The sequence below is a fragment of the Polynucleobacter sp. AP-Titi-500A-B4 genome, assembly GCF_018688095.1.
GTDB lineage: Bacteria > Pseudomonadota > Gammaproteobacteria > Burkholderiales > Burkholderiaceae > Polynucleobacter.
In genome coordinates, this window is sequence record NZ_CP061311.1 from 1,210,120 (window position 1) to 1,233,413 (window position 23,294).

The window sequence follows — 23,294 nt, forward strand, 5'->3', positions numbered from 1 at the left end:
CTATGCGTATCAATCAGGTCAACATCACTAAAGGCAATCGTGCCAGTGTCAGTCAGATTGCCTACCGTTGTGGTGTCTAGCTCAGTCACTGCGCCAGTGACATCGGTGGACTCTACTTCTGGTTTGTCTTCAGCTCCTTTAATCGCAACATCAAAAACAAGAGGTGGAGCCTCCGATCCAGCTTCATCTTTTGCAGTAAAGGTAAAGGTTTCTGTTTTTGTCTCATCTTTAGCAAGGGAATCAACGGCGCTTTGATTGGGGACGTATACATACTGACCAAGATCTGGGCTTGTTACATCAGTATTTAAATACAGTGTTCCGTAATCACCAACGTATTCTTGTTGGTAATAAATATCGCCGATCTGAATTGGCTCATTTAGATCACTTCCGTTAGTAATTCCATAAGTAATGGAAAACTCAGATTTAGCAAAAATAGTGCCGGAAGTGTTCAGAGTGTCAGCATCGGAATGCGGTAGTGCGCTATCAGCAATATCACTGATGGATGCATTAACAATAGCAGGCGACGCAGGAGGTAAGGCAGGCAACAAGGGAGTCGGGTTAGCCCAGGTTAAGCCAGCAAGAACCGGAGTCCCAGAGCCATTGTTTTCTGAATTAGGATCAGTGCCAGGAGGGATACCGGCAGTTGCATCTGTTGGAACCTGGTTTGTTACTGGATTATTTTGAACCGCTGGTGAGTTTGCCGCAGGAGCAGTTGGTGTTGTACCCCCCTCATTAGTTGGCGCTGAAGCTGCAGTTTCAGCAGCGGGAGCGCCGCCAACGATAGCAGCACGAACTGTTGCGCCATTAACACCGCTTACTCCACCTGCACCACCTCCCGCAACACCACTATCAGTATTCATAGTTGCATCAGATACTGTTGCAGTTAATGCACCACCATTAGCGTTTGTATTGCCACCATTCGCATCAGCAGCACCTGCTGCTGCACCGTTACCTGCATCAGCACCACCACCTTCTGCTCCGCCAGCTGCAACCAAAGCTTCGCCAGCAAGCGCAGAATTTGTACCAGCGCTATTTAAATTGCTATTGCTATTGTTTGGGTTTGTAGTCGCGTTATAAGAATTAGGGCCGTCTGGTGATGACGCATTGTTGGGAGTCAGATTGACGTCTCCACGTGCATTCGCATTCTGCGTTGCGCCAGATTGTTCAGCAGGAGATGCTTGCTCTAATGCAAGGTTATCTATTTGCTCTGCTGCTTGTACGCCAGATGTATTTGCTTCAGCCACGATATGCGCCCCAATAGGTCAAATTAATGCTGTCAAAAATGCCAATTAATAAGACTTTATTGAGTACTTAATGGCTATACAATTCGGATAATAGTTATGTAACTAAAGTTATAGTTAATAATGAAAAAAGTCTTATCTTTTAAAGACTGCGACGCCTTGAACTACATTTGACCCAGTATTGAAGTTATAAGATAAACCGGCTGCCTGTGGACCGGTTGCAGCTGCAGTGCTAGAACCATAAAAAGAAACGTTTCCAGAGCCGGCGCAGCCACCAGCACAAGTGGCTAAAGTACCATTCTGCTTGGTTACAGCAGTGCTAACTTGAGTTTGCGCTAATGCCACATTACTCCCAGGGCTAATGGTGCTAATGGGGCCGCTACTAGCAAACGCCATGTTGTAATTTCCATAGCCAGCTGTTTGAGACGTATAGAGCGACAGATTTCCAGATATGCCAGGGCTGGCGGTGGTAGCTAAGTTAGCCGTTAGATTACCTCCGGTTACTAACCAAGTACCCTGTGGATTAGACACAGCCGTAGGGGTTGTGGCACCCATTAATGTGAAGTTATAAGTTGGAGCTACAGGGGCAAGAGTAATATTAAAAAGCTCACCTACAACGTAGTGAAAGCCCGATCCAGCTGGAATGTAAACCAAATCTCCAGGAGGGGTACCATAAGCGGAAATCTGTTGAACATTCCCATTGGCCCAGCGACCCCAAGAAACAATGCCTTGATATACGCCCGGAGTTATTTCAACGCCGTAATTACCACCTTCCTTCTGTTGCGCATCGCCAATTGCGAAATTAACACGAACACCAGGATGATCTTTAGCAGAATAACCACTAGCAAGAGTAATTTGATTAGGGTAAGCAGTTTGACCAGTCCCAAAATTTACAACTTGAAATCCATTAGTGGGTTGCCCAGTTGTTCCAGGACCTGCATAAGTCTGTTCACCATAATTAGCTTTGACATTCGGTGACTCGTTAAGATCCCTATCTGCATTATAGGTGCCGATGTTATGTGGGGGCAAACCATCCATACCTGGGGTTCCAGCAGGCCAAGTCTCAGCAAGTTGAAGGTAGTAGAGATAATTAGGCTTTGCGGGGTTATCCTGATAAAAAGATTGGAGGGTATAACCATTACCTAAGTTAGGTTTGTTATACCAAGTAGTTGGGGGATCAAAGCTTCCAGTGACGGTGATCGCTGGTGCCTGGTTGATGGTGATGCCGCCCACATTCAGCAGCGGACTAAATGGGGGTGCAACTTGTGAGTCTGCTGGTTGCCTTGGGGGTGCAACCGCCGCATTGAGCGATGGAATCTCTGCAGCATTGCTCTTATCTTTCTTGGCAGCCTTTTGTCCACTCAGTGGATCTGGTAGGAAATTTGGTGGGGTGCTGAGTCTGACTGGCGCCGTGTTTTTATCTGCTACGTACAAGAACTGGTTTACACCTAAAGTGTCGGTTTTAGCCTCATTCTTGACGGTAATTTGCCCTTCAAATACACCAGCATAGAGTCCGTCTTTAGCTGGAGTCTTATTCTGATTAAAGCAATTGGCTTCGCAGTAATTGATATTAAATCCAGTACCCCGAATACCAACCGTTGCTACGACTGCATTGACTTGGAGATTATCTTTATTTTGCTGACCAATCGCACCAGTCACCGCCCTCACCCCGCCCTTGACTAGACTAAGGGATGCTTTTTCTGAACCGTCTTGCTTGCCGTTGTATTTATATTCATCGATTTTGAATTCGGTTTGAGCACGCAAAGCAATAATGGCACCATCACTCATTCTGACCTGAGCATTGCTGGCAATTCCAGTAATTAAGCTATCGCCAGCTTGTATCGAAGCGCCACGAGTTAATGGGATCGATTGACCTTTACGTACCGCCTTGACTTCACCAATCGCCATGAGTACTTTGCCTGCCTCATCTGCTGTTTGTGCATATGCTGTTGGGGTCGCTACCATATAGATACAAGATAGCAAGACAAAAGCTTGCATGAGGGTGCGAGTAATTTTTTGTTGAAGTATTCTCATCATGGTTCCTTAGTTGGAATTCCATTCATAACGCAATTTAAGTGCGCCAGTCCATTGCTCATATCCGTATAGATTGATATTGGACTGATTATTAAAGTAAGTAAACTCTGCTCGGGCAGATAGGTCTTTGGTGAGTTTATATTGCACTACCGCATTACCAGAAAGCAAATTATCAGAGCGATTCGTTAAAAACAGTGGGTCAGTTCCGCCATAGTTACTCCGTGCATAGCCCGCACCAACTGAGATTCCTAGCTTATCCGTTGGCAACATACTCAACTGCACGTTGCCGCCAGCGATTTTTCTACCCAAATCAGGGCGATTGCTAGTGTTATTTTGATTGGCGACGTTTGCCATCACATCAACCACAGGGCTCCACTTAGTAGTTGGGAATGTTTTACGATAACCAGCCGTTGCAACCGAAAGATTAGAGTCGTAGGCACCATATTGACTGCCGTAGGCTAGGCTACTCGTGCCACCACCCAACAAGATAGACTGAGTTCCGGTCAAATGTCGCACATACTCTACGCCTGCACCCAGGGTATTTGGTACAGGCACTTGGTCTAGCTTTGCCAAGCTACCAAAACCAACCACTTTGTATTCATTATCACCATCGATAGTTTTGACACCCGTCGTAGCATTGGTTACGTTTAAGTCATAACCATTCACTTGAGAATACCGTTGCGCACTGTTATTCACATTAGCAAATACATGGGTATTGGTTCCAACCGGCACACTCACATTTGCTCCGATCAAGGTGTAAGAGAACATGGAGGGCTGTGGTTGTGATGTAGTACTGAGCTGAACTGGTCCTACATAAGGCAAGATAATGTTATTGATTGCCGCGGCAGTATTAACGTTATTGCTATAACCAATACCTAGCTCTCCGTATACACCATACTGAACTTTTAGTTCGCCTTCTTTTCTATCAATAGCATCAAGATAAATATTGATCGTGCTCACTACCCCAGCAGGTGGACGTGATTTTTTGACAATCTCAAACTCTTCACGCGCTCTTTGATAATCGCCTAGCGTGAAATATGCTCTTGCTAACTCTAAGCGTGCCAAGTCATCGTTTGGATTACTCAGTAGTACGCGCTCTAAAGCCAATACGCCGTAGGATGCGCGCCCTGCCTCCACCGCAGCAACCCCGAAGAAGTAATCAAACAGTGGGTCGCCCATCATTTCTGGGTGTCTTAGGCCTAGCTCGTAAGCATCTTTCGGTTTTTTCTGCTCAATCAATACCTTGATTTCATCAGGCACATCAGACCATGAGGTCACTCCATACAGGCCGCATACAATGCAAATCAGCACTTTACGCAGATCTATTTTGCGCAATGCCTTAATATCATGAATAAGATCTAAGCAAAACTGTTTCCACGGCTGGTTCTTATAAAAGTAGTAGTAGTTTTTAGCATTCGCATATAGTCGTATGCAAATTTTCTGGCAATCAAGTTCTTTTAATTGAATTGCAAGGTGTTTTAATTTCTTTAAGCCATCCTTATAGAAATTAAGAGCCCATTGATACTGGCGTACTAAATCGCCTTTAACTTTTGGGGCATACAGTCGCATCAATAAGATCGTTTTTGCCTTTAACTGCAAAAATTCGATAACCTGTTTTGCAACTATCTGCTTAGACAGCACAAAAGTTTCATCTGCCTTAGATCTAATAAGTGGCTTATAAGCCTGATATGCCTTTTCTAAGCTCTGAGTGCACTCAGAAGTCCGCTGACTTACTAGTAGGTAAAAGTTTTTTGCTTTTTGATCAACTTGCTTAACAAGCGGGATGAGCTTAAGCCCGCATTCTTGTGCGAACTGTTTAATTAACTGTAGTGATCGGCTCATCTTCATTGTGAAATCATTAATTCAAATAAGGGTCACGCAGTACTTGCTTGTAGCACTGAATGAATTGGGTATGCTTACGGTCAAACTCAGCACAACGAGAAGCGACTTTCATAGTACGGGCATGTAGCTCATCTTTATCCATACGATAAGGATTAGCCAGGCTTTCATACAACTGGGCACGCTTATCAAGATAGGATGGCTCAAAACCACCTAAACCATAAAAAACGATTTCTTGACTACTTAAACGATATACGCCTCGGTATTGATGCGACTGCATTGCCTGAAATAGGTCTGGTGGCATACCCATTTCTGCAAAGTACTGAGGGGCAAATTTTTCAAATTGATCTAATAACTTCTTAGCTTCAGGATTGTCTTTGACATCAATCTCACGAATAATCTTGGCATTGGAGTCACTCACCGTGATACGCCCACGATGAATACCAACGGTATATGCTGGTGCGCCGCGCACTACCCCACTAGCAAGAACAAAAATGCAGGCACTCGCACATTGGCCAGTAACAAATACATGAGCATGCGCCTGTCTTAGTAGACGACCAATATTCATAGCCGCTATGCCATCACCACCCGGGGAATCCAGTAAAACAATAAGTCCTGCAGGGACTGGGTCACCAGTCACTTGATCGATATTCTTGCGAACAGCAGCCAACACATTCTTAGAAATTTGCCCATTAATCCCCATAACTACCACTCGCTTTTCCGGGGAAGCAGAGTCAGCACTTTGATTCTGTGAGATCTCTGCCGAAGTCTGAAGTGCCATAGCACTTCCAGCCGAAAGCATTAATAGCGCTAAACATTTAATAAAAAATGGGAAGTTCAACATTGCTTGCTATCTCTATCCCGCTGCCAAACTAACAGAAAGTCGCTGGATTGCCTCTAAAGTCGAACGATCTCTAAATTCAAAGCCGCCGCCGGTTTTGGTATTGAGCAAGCCAATCGCTGTCAATTCTTGTAGGCAAGCCTGACTTTGATGGTGAGGCATCGCTAAAACAGTAAACACCTCTTCAATTTCTACTTCAGAATTCTGGGCATACTTCATGACAAATGCGCGGCTAGGATCAGATAAGGAATCAAGCATTGCACGCAAGTCCACACGAATGCCTTCTGGGAAAGCATCTATCACTGGCATGGCTAATGTGAATACCCTGGAGAAGGGCATTTGTACTGGTCTAGGGCCCAGTAAGCGCACTGAAGTTTGGGGCGTACCCGTTTCCTGTAGGTTGGCAGCGACAATTAATATTTGCCTGGAAGCCAATCGATCAATTCCCCGATCCCCTAAGACCAGCTTGAATGCTTCTAAAGCTTTCAATCCATACAGTTGGATTACTAATGGTTGACGTTGAGAGTGCGCCGCTAAGATCGCTGCTAAGCGTTCGCCACCGCTAGTGCTGGCACTATCTTCAATTCTGAACTCTTCATCAAGTCCCGTCTCACTCTGTATTGAGAAACTGGTTAGAAATCGATCACGTCGATTCTGGCTCGGCGTACGTAAGCGTAAGGTTTGATAACCACGACTCTTAGCCAAATTACCAATGACATCGATTAATAAGGTGGCAGAATTTGGTGGCCAAGACTCTACTGAAAGCCATTGCGCCACTCCATCATCAACCGTCTGAAATATCGGCGCTAAAAATGGCAAGCCACCAAAGCGTTTAGCTACTTCAGGTAAAGAAAGTTCATCGCCACCGATTGCGGCCACCTTGCCTAAACGCACCTTCTGCGCAAGCAAATCTTGATTATTGGACTTCACTGCCAACCAAGGTACACATAACGGAGCCAACTTTTGAGTCAAACCATCTGCAAAAGGACGACCTACGCCACTCGAGTAGCGAGCCAACATAGCAGCCATTCGGAATGCATCGGCGCCAAATAGCTCTGGTGCCTTATCTGCCACAACCTCTGGATGAGAGGCAACTCCAATGCCCACAAATTTTTGCAAAGACTGTTCGCTAGGATCTGGATGTTTCTGGTAAAAATCTTTAGACCAGTTTTGTAGATGTTGTGCCAAAAAGACCGCTCTATCAGCATCATCCAAATGAGCAACAGGGTGTCCAAACCAGGCTAACATTCCACCATAGGGTAAGGATAGGAATTTTCCATCCAAAGCATCAACCAAATTAACTGCTTCCTCTTTAAGCGCTGAGAGATATTGATCACGTAGAGCTATCTCACCCGGAGAACTCAAAGAAGTATCTGGAACAAATACCGATACTGCAGTAACCAGACGCCATACATATTGAGCGCCATCGACATTACGTCCTTTTGATTTTTTAGCGTCTTTAGCTAAGTCCTCGGGAGACATGCCCTTCATCAACTGCGTAGCAACGAGTACTGCCTTAGCACGGTTAGTGACATTTAGTTTGCGAAACAGAACGAACAGATGCTGCTTCACGGTACCGTAGCCAATTGCAAGCTCATCGGCAATCTCTTTATTGCTCTTGCCTTCGGCTAGCAAAGCCAATATGTCCCGCTGCCGCCCCGAAAGGGACGGACGAGACTTACTAGATGTCGACTTTTGCTCTGTTATAGCCAGCATGGTTTAACGCTCGCGCATTCCTTGTGAGAAGGCAATAAAGATTGGCCTTAGCAAGTAACGCAATACAGATTGGCGATCAGTCAAGATGTCAGCCTGCACTGTCATACCAGGATCGATGAGTTTTGCCTGATCATTACCTACATAGTTTTGTGGAATGCTGATGATGACTTTGAAATACGGAGTCTGCTTTTCATCCAAAGTACTGTAGGAAGAAACCATCGCCACAGTACCCTCAATCGTTCCATAACGCATGAAGTCAAAGGTGCCGATTTTGAGACGGGCAGTTTGGCCTTTTTTAACAAAACCAATATCGGTTGGTGAAACGCGTACTTCTGCTTGCATTTTTCCATCAAGGGGAACCACATTCATCAAGATAGCGCCCGGAGGGATCACGCCACCAATGGTTCTGAATTTGAGATCCTGAACAACACCATCTACAGGAGAAACAATATCTACGCGCTGTAAACGGTCTTCTAACTTGGTTAATTGCTCTTGTGTCTGTGCTAATTCACCTGCGGATGCATTCAAATCATCCATATTGGTACGCCTAAAGCGTAATAGCTCTGCTTGCGCTTGACTTAAATTGCGCTGTGCATCTAATGCCTGCACACGGGTAGCCAATTTTTCTCTGGCTAGATCACCACGAATCGAGCTGACTTCACCAAGGATTTTAATCTCAGCTTCCAGTTGGTTTACTTGCGAGCGTGAGGTTTTGAGAGTGAACTCCTGCTCTTGTACCAATTGTGCATATTGTTCTGGCACTTTTGAGAAGTCAGCATCGCGATTACCCAACAAAGCACGTAGGCGCTCTACCCGCACATATAAACCCCAATACTTCGCAGCCAATGTTTGGTATTCAGCACCAGCTTCTGTTGAGTTAAGCTTCATGAGCACTTGACCAGCAGTCACAGTTTGCCCATCAACAACTTCGATCGCAGCGATACGGCCACCATCAACGTGCTGAATGACTTTAACCGCTTGAATTGGCATGATTTGACCTGGAGCTAAAGCAACGATATCTAAAGTGGCAAACATTGCCCAAATCAGAAAGATCCCAATAGCATAGGCTGCTAGCTTTACCGTTGTCTTCAGGTACGAAGGTGGCGCCGCCTCTTCTAGCAAGATCGCTTTTGCGACGTAATTGTCTGTGCGGTTTCCCAGAGACAAAGAATTTTTCTTTTCCGGCTCTAATGGGGTTAGCGTATTCATAGTTCTACTCTCAGGTTCAATAGTGAATTGATTGGTTCATCGATACATCAGGCAGCGCTAGGCTGTTTTAATAAGACTTCAGGTGGTCCAGCAGCTCTTAAGTAACCCTTGTCAAACACCAATAAGGTGTCTGCTAAACGAATATGGCTTGGACGATGGCTAATAAACAAGACAGTTGCTTTGCCCTTTAAGTCTTTAAGGGTTTGAATAAATTTCTGATCACCCTCTGCATCTAAACCAGCACCTGGTTCATCAAAAACCATGATTGGAGCTCTGGTTAGGTAGGCACGTGCTAAAGACAGTTTTTGTTTCAAACTCGAAGGCAATTCATTAGTGTTATCACCCACGCGATATTCAATACCCCGTGGTAAAGCAAGGACTTGCTCAAGGCCACCAGCCATATCTAATGCTTGATAAACCTCATCATCAGTTGCGTCTGGACGGGCTAAACGTAAGTTCTGCGCAATGGTTGCTCTAAATAGCTGCGTATCTTGCGGTGCATAGCCCACCATACGACGCAGCTCAATTGGATCTAGCTGACGAATATCAACGTTATCAATCAAGATGGCACCAGCTTGGGGCTGATACATGCCCAATAGCAATTTCAGCAGCGTTGATTTACCGCCGCCATTTGGACCGCTAATGGCAATCAATTCACCAGGATTGATTTTGAACTCCACACCAATTAAGGCTGGGTCTACATTTAGTGAATATCTAAAGGAAACGCGGGCAAATTCAACGCGACCCTCAAGACCACGTGCCACGAGTGATGAAGCTGATTCTTGACGCTCGCCTTTAATTTTCATCAAGCCATCAATCTGTCTTGTTGCAGATCTCACGCGCTCAATGCGGTTCATATTGACGAACACGGTTTGAATTGGAGTGAGAACACGCCACATCAACATCATGGATGCAATCAAGGCACCTGAAGATACAGCCTGCGTAAAGACTGCTGGCACAGTAGCCGAGACAATAATTAATGCCGCCAACATCATGACAAAGTATGAAATACCTACCAACAAAGAAGAGAGTTGTTCTGCTTTATAAGAAGCCATCGTTGCTGATGCAGAAATCTCGCGGAAACGCTCTAGCCATAAGCGCTGTGCCCCACATTCGCGCACAATACGCATCTTGCCAACCATCTCCACCAAAAACTCACTGCGTTTAGTTGAGGCCTTACTTACCGCGGCAACACGATCATGAGTTGGGCCAGAGAAAATCCAATATAAGAGTGCATAGACCGACGCCATGATCGCAAATACTAATAATGCAATTGGATTAATGATTGACAAAGCAATCAATAGAACCAATGTAGCTGGAGATTCAAGCAAAGTAGACGCTAGGGGTCCAGTAAATAAATCACGGATAGCCTCAAAACTTTGCAAACGTGCAGTCTGTGAACCTACTGAAGCACGCTCGGTATAAGCAGGTGGCATTTGGAATACTTGCTGCAAGATTGTGGCGCCGAATAAATATTCGATACGGCCGGCGATATAAGCCAAAATTCTGGCACGATGGCGCATAAAGAAATAACATGCACTCAAGGCAATTGCTGCGCCTAATGCAAGATAGGCCAGCGTATCTTTAGCGCCTGATGGAATCACAGTGCTGTAAACCACCATCATGAAGAGTGGACCAGCCATAATCACCAATCCAGAAATCAATGCAGAGAGTGTTGCTTGACCGATTAGCGGAGAAAAACGTCTAAGTACCCGCGCTACCCAAGAGCTTCCCTCGGGAATCTTGTACTCTGCTACCTCATAAAAATACGCATGACCCATAATGCTGAGATTTGGCTCGAGCCTTACCTCGCCAGCTTCGTTAATAGCAACGCGCATTTGCTGACCCACCCTACCCATCGCAATAAATGCAGACGAGCCATCTGGCACAAATAAGCATGGCAAGGCTCTTGTATCGAGCTCGCCTAAAGAACAATGCACTTCTGCAACCTTGTACCCAAGTTGAGCCATAGCATTATGAAAGCTTGGCAAATCTAAACTATCTGCAAAATATGGCAAAGACTCTGCAACGTCACGAGCCGATCCACGAGCATTCATGAGTTTCAGGAGCAAAGTAAGGCAGCCAGACAAGTCAGTTTGCTCTTTGAAGTTGCTACTTACTGTCTCATGAGTTCTTTCCCAGCGCTTAGTATCGATATGGCCTTTTTTCAAGGTCGATTCAAAGTACTCACCATTTGGAATAGCTTTGTAGGTTAATGCTTGTCCAGAGGAACCCACCATTCCTGCAACGACTGCATCAGGATTGCTAGCATTCGAGGCATCTCTCAAAGAGATTATCTTGCCGGGCTCAGCCTCTGTTAATTTGCCATCTTGCAAATACAGAGTGCGGGTTGCTAAACGGGAGTAAGAAGGTCTCTGAGATACCATCACTAAAGTGACCTTGCCACGTACAGACTCAATAAACTTCAAGAACAAGGCATCGCCCTCTGAGTCAATGGTCGAAGTAGGATCATCAAATAAAATGATGCTGGGTTGATTCGATAGCGCACGCACAATCGCAATACGCTGACGGTAACCCGGTGGCAATGAATCTGTTGCCATATCGCCGACTTGTGAATCCCAGCCTCTAGGCATCTTAGAAACAAATTCGCCCAATCCCAATGATTGGGCGGTTTGCAAGGCACGCTCAACACGGTCAGCGTCATAGACGCTGGCGTTATCGAGCAATGATCCCTCAAACATCATTGTCTTTTGCGGCAAGTAGGCTACAGATTCAGTAAGTTCATTTAAACCGTACTCTTGAACATCCTTGCCGTTAATCAACACTTGACCAGAACTTGGTGACAAAACACCAGCCATCAACTGTAAAAGTGTGCTGCGACCCACTCCACTCTCACCACCAATAGCGATACATTCACCAGCGGCGACTTTTAATGAAAGATTAGTAAAGATCTCAGTTTGGCTGCCTGGAAAACGATAGGAAACATTTTTTAACTCAAGCTCTAAAGCCTTTAATGGGCGATCAGCATCTTTTTTAAGGTCTACGTCTTGAGCAGGCTCCTCTTTCAAGCCAGGTTGATCTAGAGATTTTGCTAAACCATCACGCAATACTTCATCTTGCTGGTACTTGGCCCACATGCCACCTAAACGTTGCAATGGTGCCAATGAACGCATACCGAGCAAAATGCAAGCAGCTAGTTCACCATTCGTTAGGCGATGATTAATGACTAACCAGGCGCCCAAGGCTACGACCAACATTGTCATCAGCGGAGAGAAAATATTGCCAATACCAGATGACATATCTAATGCGTATGCAACTCGGGACATGATACGAGCACAGTTTTCTTGTAATCGCTCATAGCGTCTTAACATCAATGACTCCATCGTCATTGATTTAAGGGTATGCACATTATTCAGAGTTTCATTTAAGAAATTACCTCTTCGCAAATCTGCAGTCTTTTGTTCACGAATCAATTCAGGATCTTCGCGACCGTTTTTCCATGTGATATAGACAAAGATGGAATAGCCGAAGATTAATAAAAGACCAACCCATGGGCTGATGATGAAAACAATCAAAATGTATAACAGTGTGAATGGTAAATCCATTAACTGTTGGAAGGTTTGGCCAGAATAATGGTATTTGAGCGTCGAAATCGACTTAAAACTCTCCATCACAGTGCCCGTACCCTTGCGCTCAAATTCATGTAGCGGCTCAGCCAAGGATTTCTCTACCAAAGCCATCATGGCTTTGTGTTCAAAACGTGCCGAGATCCAGGCTGTTGTATAGGAGCGAGCTACCCGCACAATGGATTCAATCGCAATTGCTAAAAAGACTGCGAATGCAAATAGGCTTAAGGTATCTAACGATTGATGCGGCAAAATACGATCGTACAACTGCAGCATCAGCAATGGGAATGCAAGTGCCAGCACATTAATAACGATGCTGGAAGTAATGATAGTTGTCTTTTCGTCCTTAAATGGCGAGAGCATGCCAATCGCTCTTTGTGTGCCACTTTCATTGCGTATCTGATGTATGCGATCACGCAGAACCAACATCTCAGCCTTAAATTCTTCCCACTCTTTTAAGAAGCGCTGAACAATCTGGTTCCAGTGGAGCTTGCCATCAGCCATTAATTGCTGAGGCTGGGCAGCTTGCATGGTTTTTTGAGCTCGATCTTTTAAAGAGTCAGGATGAAGCTGACCACCTTCACGCTTGAGGTGATGAAAACGCTTAAGAACTTTCTCCCAGAGATATTCGAGATCAGAGCGAACTACTGAGTAAAGCGCTACCGCTGCACGTTCCGTAAACTCCCAGCAAATTCCAGCGACATAAAGCGCCTTCATTGCAAACTGCTTCAATAATTCCGGTGTCCTCTTGGCAATAGGATATAACTTTGGCAATGTCTGCTTTACCCAGCCGAGCACTTTCCCAGCAATATGAGTCATTGCAGCTAGAGTTGAACCAAGAATACTGAGACCTATCGAGCCAAACTGCTTCAGCTTTGTTAAAGTCGATTTGAGAAATGGATACAAATGGGGCGCAATTTTTTTGATCCCATGAAGAAATGCTCTAGCAATATTGGAAATAGCCTTAGCAATTAAGCCAAGAATATGTAGAACTCCGGCAGCAAGCTGCTTAAGCTTTGCCGATGCTTTTTCAAAGAATTGAGAAAGTTTTGACATATTTACTTACTCTCCAAGGCAGGAGTGGTTTGCGGTGTAACCGTGAAATCAGATGGACCCATTGGATTTGCTGGGTTCAAATCAAATCTGGAGAATGGAGGAGCTGCTGTATTGGCTTTGCTACCACCCTGTTTTGGTGCAACATTTGCAGGTGGCTGCAAGGTATCTAGTGGCTTAGCTACCAAAGGCGTTTTACTGCCCTCATACATTGGTTGACTGGCAGCATTCACACCAATTGCAGGCTTTTTATCAAATGCAGAATCGACTTCTTTTGCATTTTCAGTCCAGCGTGCATCAGCCTTGGGAAGCTTACCTCCACCGAAGCAAGGGTTGTTGTCTAAAGTCAGACCACCGCCAATAGCTTTGTAAAGGTTGACTGAAGCAACTAATTGATCATTTTTTGCAGCAATGGCTGAGTCTTCGGCAGCCAAAACAGTTCTTTGAATTTCATATAACTGGACATAGTCCATGCCGCCACGCTCAACTACTTTGGCACTCATCACTGCAAGGCGCTGAGCACGTAATCTGGAATCGTTTAAAGCCTCATATTGCTTTGCTGTTAATGCCACGCCAGAAAGTCCATCTTCTACATCTCGCATTGCTGCTAGAACAGTATTGGCATAAGCCTCCAATAGCTCCACATTCTTGGCGCTAGCGACCTGAATCTCTGCACGGCGTTTGCCGCCATCAAAAATGTTTTGCACTAGATTGGAGGTAATGTTGTAGAACAAACTTTGTGGCATTGTTAGTTGTGATAACAAGAAACTTCCATAGCCAGCACCGCCTGTAATGGCAAATGACGGAAAGAGATTGGCTCGCGCTGAATATAAATCAGCCTTTGCTGATTCAAGAGAAGCTTCTGCCCTGCGAATATCAGGGCGGCGGCATAGTAAGTCTGATGGAAGGCCTGGTGCAACTACTGGAGCCTTCAAAGGCTCAACAGACCTTCCTTTGATTTTCAAAGTTGATGGCGTTCTACCAATCAACAAGGCTAAACGGTTAAATGCCCGCTCACGTTGTAACTTCAAACCAGTAACTAGGGCATCAGTATTAGTTTGTAAAATTAATTGTTGGGATAAATCAATGATCGTGGCATCACCAAGATCCACACGCCTAGCCATTCCCTTCCCAACTGCACGAATGGCTTCTAGATTTCGTTCACCCACTCCAATGCGCTCATCCAAAGAAACAACTTGGAAATACACGGTTGCCACATCTCCGACTAAGCTAAGGGCAACCGCTTGTCTGTTGTACTCGCTTGCCAGCGCTAAAGAGAATGCAGATTGTGTGTTGAAGCCCTTTTTACCCCACAAATCCACCTCATAGTTTGCCAAGATACCTGCTTGCCAAAGTGGTTGTGTACCCCACTGTGAGGTACTGGTTGCATAACCTGGTCCAGGCAATGGCGCTTGATTGCCATACTTACCAGTTGCATCGATGGTGGGTGACTCAGCTGCTTTAACCACATCAGCCTGAGCACGGGTCTGCGCCACCCTAGCAATAGCAACTTTTAAATCGTAGTTGTTCGTTAGGGCAGTATCAACCAAAGAATTTAATTCATCGCTACCAAAATCCTGCCACCATAACTCAGTTGGTCGAGGCAGACTCTGTTCTACCGGCGCCTTAAAGGTATTTGGCATCCAGCGTACATACTCTGGTCCATCAGGGGCATCCCCCTCTTTTACGATTGGCGTAGTGCACCCAGATAAAGCCAAAGTAATACAGGCCAAATAGATTGGCAGGCGCTTTATTTGCACTCGAACTTCATGGTTTGATCGCTTATTTGCCACGGCTATAACTTTAGTTATCAGGAAGAAGTTCATTAAATCAAAATATGTCTTTTTTCCTATGGTATTAAGCGATTGATTTTGAAATTTATTTTTTAGTACTTATCTACTAAGTAAACTGGTCTCTTGATATCAAAACGCATTCCCCGAAATTGTTGATAATGAGAAATCGCTTAAATGAGTGCCTCACATGACTACCAATCCAATCGACAAAAAGATGATGCAGCACCTGCTAAAGATTGGGTCGTCCCTCAGCAGCGAAAAGGATATTGACCAGCTTTTGGAGAATATTCTCCAAACAGCCATGCAGGTAACGAATGCAGATGCCGGCACTCTATATAGAGTGGTGGATGAAAAGTTCTTAAAATTTGAGATCGTGCATACCAAAAGCAAGGGCGTTCACTTAGGCGGCAAAAGTGGTCATGAGATTAAGATACCGCCCCTCCCCTTATTTAATGAAAAAGGGGAGCCCGAACTAAACCGCATCGTGACTTATTCAGTTCATAAAGATGAAACTGTCAATATTGCTGATGCTTATAACGCCGAGGGCTTTGACTTTACTGGTACCCATAAGTTTGATGCAGCAAATAACTATCGCTCTATTTCATTTCTGACTGTGCCAATGAAGAACCACGAATCAGAGATCATTGGCGTTCTGCAGCTGATTAATGCAACCGATCCTAATACAGGCAAAGTGATTCCCTTTACTGCTGAAAGTCAGGAAATTGTTGAAGCATTAAGCTCTCAAGCCGCTATAGCACTGACTAACCGAATATTGATTTTGCATTTGGAGCAATTGTTTGAATCTTTCATTGGTTTGATTAACCACGCGATTGACGATAAGTCGCCCTACACTGGTGGTCATTGCAATCGGGTACCCGATCTCACCATGATGTTAGCTGATGCTGTCAATCGCTGTAATGCTGGACCTCTCAAGGAGTTCACCCTCAATGATGGTGATCGTCAAGAGCTTAAGATTGCTGGTTTATTACATGACTGCGGAAAAATTACCACTCCTGTTCACGTAGTAGATAAGGCGACTAAGCTTGAAAAGATTTTTGATCGCATTAATTTGATTGAAATTCGGGCAGAAGTCGTATTGCGTGATATTCAACTCGCTTTAGCGCAAAAATTTATTTCTGAAGAAGAGGCAGAACAACGTCGCTCTCAACTGATTGATGATTACAACTTCTTAAGCCACTGCAACATCGGTGGTGAGTTTATGAAAGACCCAGATGTACAACGCGTGCATGACATTGCTAAGCGCTATATCTGGCAAGATGTTTCTGGTACTAATCATCCCTTCCTCAGCGACGAAGAAATCGGCAATCTCACGATTCGTGCGGGCACCCTGAATGATGCAGAACGCAAAATCATCAATCACCATATTGATCTCACCATCAGCATGCTAGAAAAACTCCCTTGGCCCAAGCATTTACGCAATGTCACCGAATACGCAGGCGGTCACCACGAGAAGATGGATGGCAAAGGCTACCCGAAGGGCTTAACCCGTGAGCAAATGTCTGTACCAGCACGATGCATGGGTATTGCTGATATTTTTGAGGCATTAACTGCTAAAGATCGTCCCTACAAGAAAGGTAAGACGCTCAGTGAGTCTCTGGAAATCCTTGGCAAGATGAAATTAGGACAACATGTAGACCCCGACCTCTTTGATATCTTCATCTGGGAAAAAGTCTATGAAGAATATGCCTTGAAGTTTTTAGATGAGAGCCAGATTGATGAGGTTGATGTTAGCAAGATCCCAGGCTACAACCCACCGCCGCCAGATTACCAATTTAGTCGGCAATAAATTCTAGTCAGTACTTAACTTCTCAATAGAGGCGCGTATTGCTGACGCGCTTGATCTCAGCGACGGCTAATTGGGAGATATCTCTCAATTTTTCGTGCTTATCTTGATTGAGATCGATGATCGATTCAATCTGAGCATATGAAGATGCTACGAAGCGATCGCCATTCTCTTGGCTCTTTCTGAGAACACCAAACTCAATGCGGCTACGCTCATCGTTACTGAGTTTGCTGATGAGATCCTTGGTTGCCCAAATGCTGCCGTGTCTTGCAAAGTCACTCAGACGCGATGCCTGGTTAATCGTGTTACCTAATACGGCAAACTCAATATGGTTTGCCGACTGGAAACTTCCCAACCACTCTTGACCTTCATGTAAGCCAATATTAAGCTGCAGTTCAGTAAACCAATTTTTCTTGAGCTGCCATTCAGCGCTAATCTTACGCATCGCTTGGCGTAATTCATCAGCACAAGCAACAGCATTAAATAAATAATTACTTTCAGCTTGTGGGAAGAAGTAGTACACGACTCCATCACCTACGTGCTTACCGTGAGTACCCGTGTATTTTCGCAATATCGGACCCATCGTCGCCCAGATCTGATTGACCAAAGCGAAATACTCATCTGGCGGTAATTCTGAACAAATACGAACGGAGTTCTGCAAGTCAGCCACCAAAACTGCTAAAGGCGTCATTACTGGCAAGCGTTTGCTCAGTAATGAGTGAATCACTTGATCACGACGAGCTAAGAAATTAACTAAGTCATCCCCTCGCTCCTCTGCAGGCGCATGGACTACTAAGATGCCTTCACGGAAATACACCGCATAGACTCGGTAACAAACAATCTGACCACGTGAATCTCTTTGAAAAAACTCGACTTCATTGACTGCTTGTTCTTGGGCTTGTTCTTCAGAAGATAAGCCTTCCAATAGCGGCATAAGGTCTGGATCACTCTGCGCTACTAGCTTAGAGAGCGACTCGTAAGAAATACGAGAGCTAGCCAATTGCAATAACAAACCTACCAATGAGCGCTGATCTTCCATGGTTAGACATACTTCAGGTCTTGTCAGCAAGTTCAGTAAATTTCGATCGGTACTTTTAGATGGCGCCGTTGCAAAACCAAATACCGCTTTACGTGCTGGCTCATTAAACCAAGTGAGCTCAAAGTTGTAATTGAGCATGTAAGCAGGATGCGTCAGGGTATCAAGCGATAAGGAGAGATTGCCTAATGAATCTGAGAAAGGCTTGCTTGCAGTGTTCGTCGCGCGCGCTTGATTGGCCTGGTTAGATTTGCCAATCGGGCGCATTGCTGGACGAGAGCCTGCTGTCTCTAACTGTAGCTCTTGCACTTCCAATAAAGCATCGGTCTGAGCTAAGCGCTCAGCGACTTGAGCCATTGATAAGCCTTGGCCCTTCAAAATTTGGACAGCCTGCACTCTTTCTAATGCATCGTCCGGGAAGAAACCCAATACCCTAGCCCCACCCTCATCTGCGCTTGCGGATAAAGACTGCACATCCGGCTTAGGCAAAATGCCAAGCTGAATGTAGTTATTAAGGGTGGCACGTGATATTCCAGTTTGGTCTATCAATGCCTTGCTAGAGATCATTTATCTATCTGTCCAATAAAAAGTAATGGCCGGGAGATCATTTATACAGATATATAAGAGATTTAGACAGCCTTTTAGTGTATAAAAGTAGATAACTACTAGATAATTAGTTGTCTAAATCCAACAATATATTGATCAATAAGGCTGGAATATGTCTAAATTAAGAGATTAGACAGATAGATGCTAGATCAGGATATTTTTAAAGGCTTCTGGGCTTAAAGGCCTGCTGTATAGATAGCCTTGCGCAAAAGAACATCCCATCTCTCTGAGCATTTGAGCCTGCTGCTCTGTCTCCACCCCTTCGGCAATGGAACCTAGATTCAAGCCTTTTGCCATGGCAACCATCGCAGATACCAACGATGCATCAAGACTATCTGGCGCCAGGGTTTTAACAAAATGAGAATCAATCTTTAAGAAATCAAAGTTAAAGTTTTTCAAGGATGCAAGTGATGAGTAGCCTGTTCCAAAATCGTCGACGCTAAATTGACAACCTGCTTCTTGTAGCATCGATATTTTGCGCAATACCCTTTGAGACTGAATCAACATCATCCGCTCAGTAATTTCAAGAACAATCTTATTAGGAGAAATACCAAATTCTTTCATCCAATCAAGCCATTGAACCACAGAGTGATCGGTTGAATGAAACTGCGCAGCAGAAACGTTCACCGCAATTGATGGCGCTTTATCTAGACCAAGCGACTTCAGATACATTAATACTTCTTTCATGACCCAGTTGCCAATTTCTACAATGAGGCCAGACTCTTCGGCGATCTCAATAAATGAGGATGGCATCACTACCTCGCCACTAGCGCGATGCCATCTTAATAGGGCTTCAGCATGGGTAATCACACCTGTTTTTAAATCATAGATAGGCTGATACTCTAAGCGGAACTGTTTGTTATCCATCGCAGTACGGAGTTCTGAGATCACGCTAGCACGGTAATTAGCCTTAACTTGCAAAGAGCTCGTGAAATACTGGAAGCCATTTCTACCATTAGACTTTGCTGCATACATGGCTTGGTCAGCACCCAAGAGAAGCGCTTTACCATCATCTCCGTCATTGGGGAACATCGAGATACCGAAACTGGCAGTGACATAAATCATCTCGCCATTGATTGGTACAGGCTCACTCAAGTTTTTAAGAATTTCGCGAATGATGATATCCGCTTTTTCTGGCCTGTCGAGCTGACCCAATAAGATTACAAATTCATCGCCACCAATTCGGGCTACCGTATCAGTATCACGGACCTCAGAACGTAAACGTTGCGCTACAACTTTTAATAACTCGTCGCCAAAGTCATGGCCACGACTATCGTTCACGTCCTTAAAGTTATCCAAGTCAATATAAATGACTGCCAAACTGGTTTGTGAGCGGGTTGATTGTTTGATCAATTGCCCGAGACGATCGAGCATCAGACGACGGTTAGGCAAACCGGTAAGTGGATCAAAGTTGGCTTGCTGATTAATCAGTTCTCGCGCCTTGCGTTGATCCGTGACGTCTGATACCAGGGCAACCCGCTGTAAAGGAATTCCATCTTTATCGAAGGTAGAGTAAATGGACAAGAAACGCAGTTCTTCGACGCCATCCCTCACCTTGATCCAGGCTTGACCTTCCCAGCGCCCTGTAGCATCAAGGGAAGTAAAAATGTCGGAATAAGAGCGAGCGCCATGGCGCTTTACTAAGAAGTCTGAGAATCCATAACCTAGTAGATCATTTTCAGAATAGCCTGTTAACTCTCTAAAGGCGTCATTAGCCAAGAGAATATTATTTTTCGCATCGCAAATAACAACTGCTTCACCCATGGCACGATATACAGCAGAGGACACCTTAAGAATATCTTCAGAGCGCTTTTGCTCAGTAATATCAATACCGTAAATCACCATGCGGTCTGAGGCAAAGAAGCTACCCCAGGAAATCAATCTAACGGAACCATCTTTACAACGCGTTTCGGTTTCAATTGGGACAAATGGATCACCTGAGCTCTTGACTTCATCAGCGCGACGACCCCACTCTTCTTGTATCTTCTTCCGATATTCAAGATCTGGATATGCTAGCGGCCACCACGCATTAGGTTCAAGTAGGTCTTCGGTCGTATACCCAAGTGCCTTTGTAAAATATGGATTGACGTAATCCGTAATTTGAGTGCTGAGGTTATAGGTGGCCATCAACACGGGTGTATTACCAACAATCTCGCGAAAGCGCTCCTCTGACTGAAGGATAACCTTAGTTGCTTCCCATAAATTTTGGCTTTTCTGTTGAAAACTTTGCACTACTAATCCAACCGATAAACCAATAAAACAGGCAACCCCTAAATATGCCCAAATCACCATTGGGGCATGATGGGTCATCAATTGACGATCAAAGAATGCCGACCCATCAAATACACCAAGGATAGATTGCACAAGAAGGATACAAAAATACACCATTGCACCTTGGCGACCAAATCGATAACCAAAAAATGCAATGATGAAAAAGGCTCCGAAACCTCTTCCTGTTAAATCAATATATTCTTTTAGCCAACCAAAAAATACCGCCTGCCCAAGCAAAACAGCAATAAGAATAAAAAAAACAAACTGGGTTATTTTTTCCTTAGACCAATCCTGAATCCATCGGCCAGAAAGTACAAGGATGATGGGTGTAAAAAATGCAAACCCAAAGAAGTCGCCAATAAACCATTGTTGATAAATACCCTTTACCATGTCTGGCGAGAGTAAATTAGCCCAAACCAAAAATTGCACATTGATGGTGGTGCTAACTAGCGCACCAATAAAGCTAGAAATTAATAAATGGCTATATTGCGCTAAGGATTGAATTTCTTTATCGAACTTGAAAAATCTTTTTAACAGCGCGAAAACGATTAAATAACCTATGAGGGCACCACTCGCCAAGAGGAATGCCATAGTAATAGTGTGGCCGCCACCACTTTCACCAAAAATTGCACCCAACAATATAAATGGCCAATATTGCCAACCAAGCACTAGAAGCGCTCCCAGACCAATTCCAGCAGGAACCCAAATTACACTCTCACCAACAACACCAGAAAAGTACTTCAGAATGAATGTTGAAATCAATGCATGAGCGAGACCAAATGCGCAAGCTGCAATAACGCCGGATTTGGTATAGATTTTAAAAAAACGATGCATTTAGGAGGCCATCAATATTTATACTAAAGTTATAGTTCAATAACTACATCTTAAAAAGAATCTTGATTTAAGGCTAGGAACTTATGGTTAAAACGTTGAAAATGAATGATATTTAGAACTAAATTAGTAGATAAATACTATTTTTAGCTAGATATTCAAAGCCGCGTCAATTGCTTTACCCACTCTATCTGTTGAGGCAAGCATACATTCTTCAAATCATATTTCTCTAGGATAGTTTTTCTGGCTGCGAGGCCAAGACGCTTTCGAGCATCCGGATCATTTAGCAATGCAATCACTTCATTAGCTAAATCTTCGCTCCTAAAGAAATCAACGAGCCTGCCATTTTGGTCATGCTGGATCAATTCATGAAGTGGTTGTGTATTGCTAGCGACAATGGCGCATCCAGCGCTCATCGCCTCCATCAAACTCCAACTCAAAACAAATGGATAAGTTAAGTAAATATGAACCGTAGAGAGTTGCAATACGCCAATGAACTGATCATACGGCAGTGAGCCCAAGAAATGCACCCTCTTCCAATCTGCATCAGATATTTTCGTTCGCACTTCTGATACAAAAATATCTCGCCAACTTCCTCCGCCCTTAGGTGCCTGACCATAGCTCACGCCATTCCCACCCACAATCAATATTTGAGCATTAGGTCGCTCTTTTAGAATCTTTGGCAAAGCTCGGAAGAAGGTGTGGCAGCCGCGATAAGGCTCTAAGTTGCGATTGACAAAGGTGATGACTTCATCATTTTTGGTAAGTGTTAATTGCTGATTTAAAGTTATTTGGACATTGGGATTTGGCTTAATCGTTTCAGTATCGATACCATCATGAATAACGGTAATCTTTGAGCGAAAAGGATCTGGAAAGGTACTGGCTTGCCACTCCGTTGGAGAAATCCCTGCATCAGCGATTTCAAAATGCATCTGATTGTTCAGATTCTTTAGACGAATCTTGGGTTCAGTAGTTAAATCAACATCTGCAAACTCAGGATCAAAACCTACATCTGCACCTTGCGCGTGATAGTAAAACTCACCATAGATACCTAGCTTCGCATTTGGCCAAACCTGTTTAATAAAGAGGGATTCCCCCCAGCCCGGATTAGATATAATGATATCCGGTTCAAAGCCAGCCTCTTTCAACTGGACGGCAGCGAGATAACACGCTTCGCCACGAATAATCTTGGTTTCCCAATCCAATATCCAAGGATGAATACCTACAGTATTTTTCTTATCAGTTCCATACCGAGTGACCTGAACGCCCTGCCAGTCACTCACACCTAAGTCACGCATCGTCAGAGCACGCACCTCGCTGCCAGGAATCGCGGCAAGCGCAGGGGCCAAGTGCTTAAACTGGCTTGGAAAGTTTTGGTGGATAAAGAGAATCTTCATAAAAATAGGGGCACTTCAATAGAAGCACCCCTTATC

At 44.5% G+C, this 23,294-nt stretch carries 12 protein-coding genes; 1 reads left to right on the top strand and 11 read right to left on the bottom strand.

Annotated elements, in window-relative coordinates; all coding sequences use genetic code 11:
- The 8 genes from FD968_RS06180 to FD968_RS06215 form a co-directional block, all read right to left on the bottom strand.
- A partial coding sequence (locus FD968_RS06180; RefSeq protein WP_215364691.1) for a VCBS domain-containing protein occupies positions 1-1,244 on the bottom strand: 1,244 nt, incomplete at its 3' end.
- Between the two features lie 132 nt (positions 1,245-1,376).
- A complete protein-coding gene (locus FD968_RS06185; RefSeq protein ID WP_215364693.1) occupies positions 1,377-3,278 on the bottom strand; it encodes a FecR domain-containing protein in 1,902 nt (633 codons plus the stop codon).
- A 6-nt stretch (positions 3,279-3,284) separates the two neighbouring features.
- Positions 3,285-5,117, bottom strand: coding sequence for a porin family protein (locus tag FD968_RS06190; RefSeq protein WP_215364695.1), 1,833 nt, complete (start codon positions 5,115-5,117; stop codon positions 3,285-3,287).
- A gap of 16 nt (positions 5,118-5,133) precedes the next feature.
- Positions 5,134-5,895, bottom strand: a complete 762-nt coding sequence (locus FD968_RS06195; RefSeq protein WP_215364697.1) for a hypothetical protein — start codon at positions 5,893-5,895, stop codon at positions 5,134-5,136.
- A 75-nt stretch (positions 5,896-5,970) separates the two neighbouring features.
- Positions 5,971-7,671 (bottom strand): LuxR C-terminal-related transcriptional regulator, encoded by a 1,701-nt coding sequence (locus tag FD968_RS06200; RefSeq protein WP_215364699.1) that lies wholly within the window; start codon positions 7,669-7,671, stop codon positions 5,971-5,973.
- 3 nt (positions 7,672-7,674) lie between these two features.
- On the bottom strand, positions 7,675-8,880 hold the full coding sequence (locus FD968_RS06205; RefSeq protein WP_215364701.1) for an HlyD family efflux transporter periplasmic adaptor subunit: 1,206 nt from the start codon (positions 8,878-8,880) through the stop codon (positions 7,675-7,677).
- Between the two features lie 47 nt (positions 8,881-8,927).
- On the bottom strand, positions 8,928-13,523 hold the full coding sequence (locus tag FD968_RS06210; protein ID WP_215364704.1) for a peptidase domain-containing ABC transporter: 4,596 nt from the start codon (positions 13,521-13,523) through the stop codon (positions 8,928-8,930).
- A 2-nt stretch (positions 13,524-13,525) separates the two neighbouring features.
- Positions 13,526-15,313: an efflux transporter outer membrane subunit gene (locus tag FD968_RS06215; RefSeq protein ID WP_215364707.1), complete on the bottom strand. Its 1,788-nt coding sequence runs from the start codon at positions 15,311-15,313 to the stop codon at positions 13,526-13,528.
- Between the two features lie 187 nt (positions 15,314-15,500).
- Between FD968_RS06215 and FD968_RS06220 the strand changes: the two genes are divergently transcribed.
- Positions 15,501-17,120 carry an HD domain-containing phosphohydrolase gene (locus tag FD968_RS06220; RefSeq protein ID WP_215364709.1) on the top strand — a complete coding sequence of 540 codons (1,620 nt, stop codon included), beginning with the start codon at positions 15,501-15,503 and terminating at the stop codon, positions 17,118-17,120.
- Between the two features lie 22 nt (positions 17,121-17,142).
- Here FD968_RS06220 and FD968_RS06225 read toward each other — a convergent pair whose 3' ends face one another.
- The 3 genes from FD968_RS06225 to FD968_RS06235 all read right to left on the bottom strand — a co-directional run bounded on the left by FD968_RS06225 (position 17,143) and on the right by FD968_RS06235 (position 23,258).
- Entirely contained in the window at positions 17,143-18,720 is a 1,578-nt protein-coding gene (locus FD968_RS06225; protein ID WP_215364712.1) for an adenylate/guanylate cyclase domain-containing protein, read from the bottom strand.
- Positions 18,721-18,903: 183 nt separating this feature from the next.
- Complete coding sequence (locus tag FD968_RS06230; RefSeq protein WP_215364714.1) at positions 18,904-21,864, bottom strand: EAL domain-containing protein; 2,961 nt, start codon at positions 21,862-21,864, stop codon at positions 18,904-18,906.
- Between the two features lie 155 nt (positions 21,865-22,019).
- A complete protein-coding gene (locus FD968_RS06235) occupies positions 22,020-23,258 on the bottom strand; it encodes a glycosyltransferase family 4 protein (protein ID WP_215364716.1) in 1,239 nt (412 codons plus the stop codon).
- Positions 23,259-23,294 lie beyond the last annotated feature (36 nt).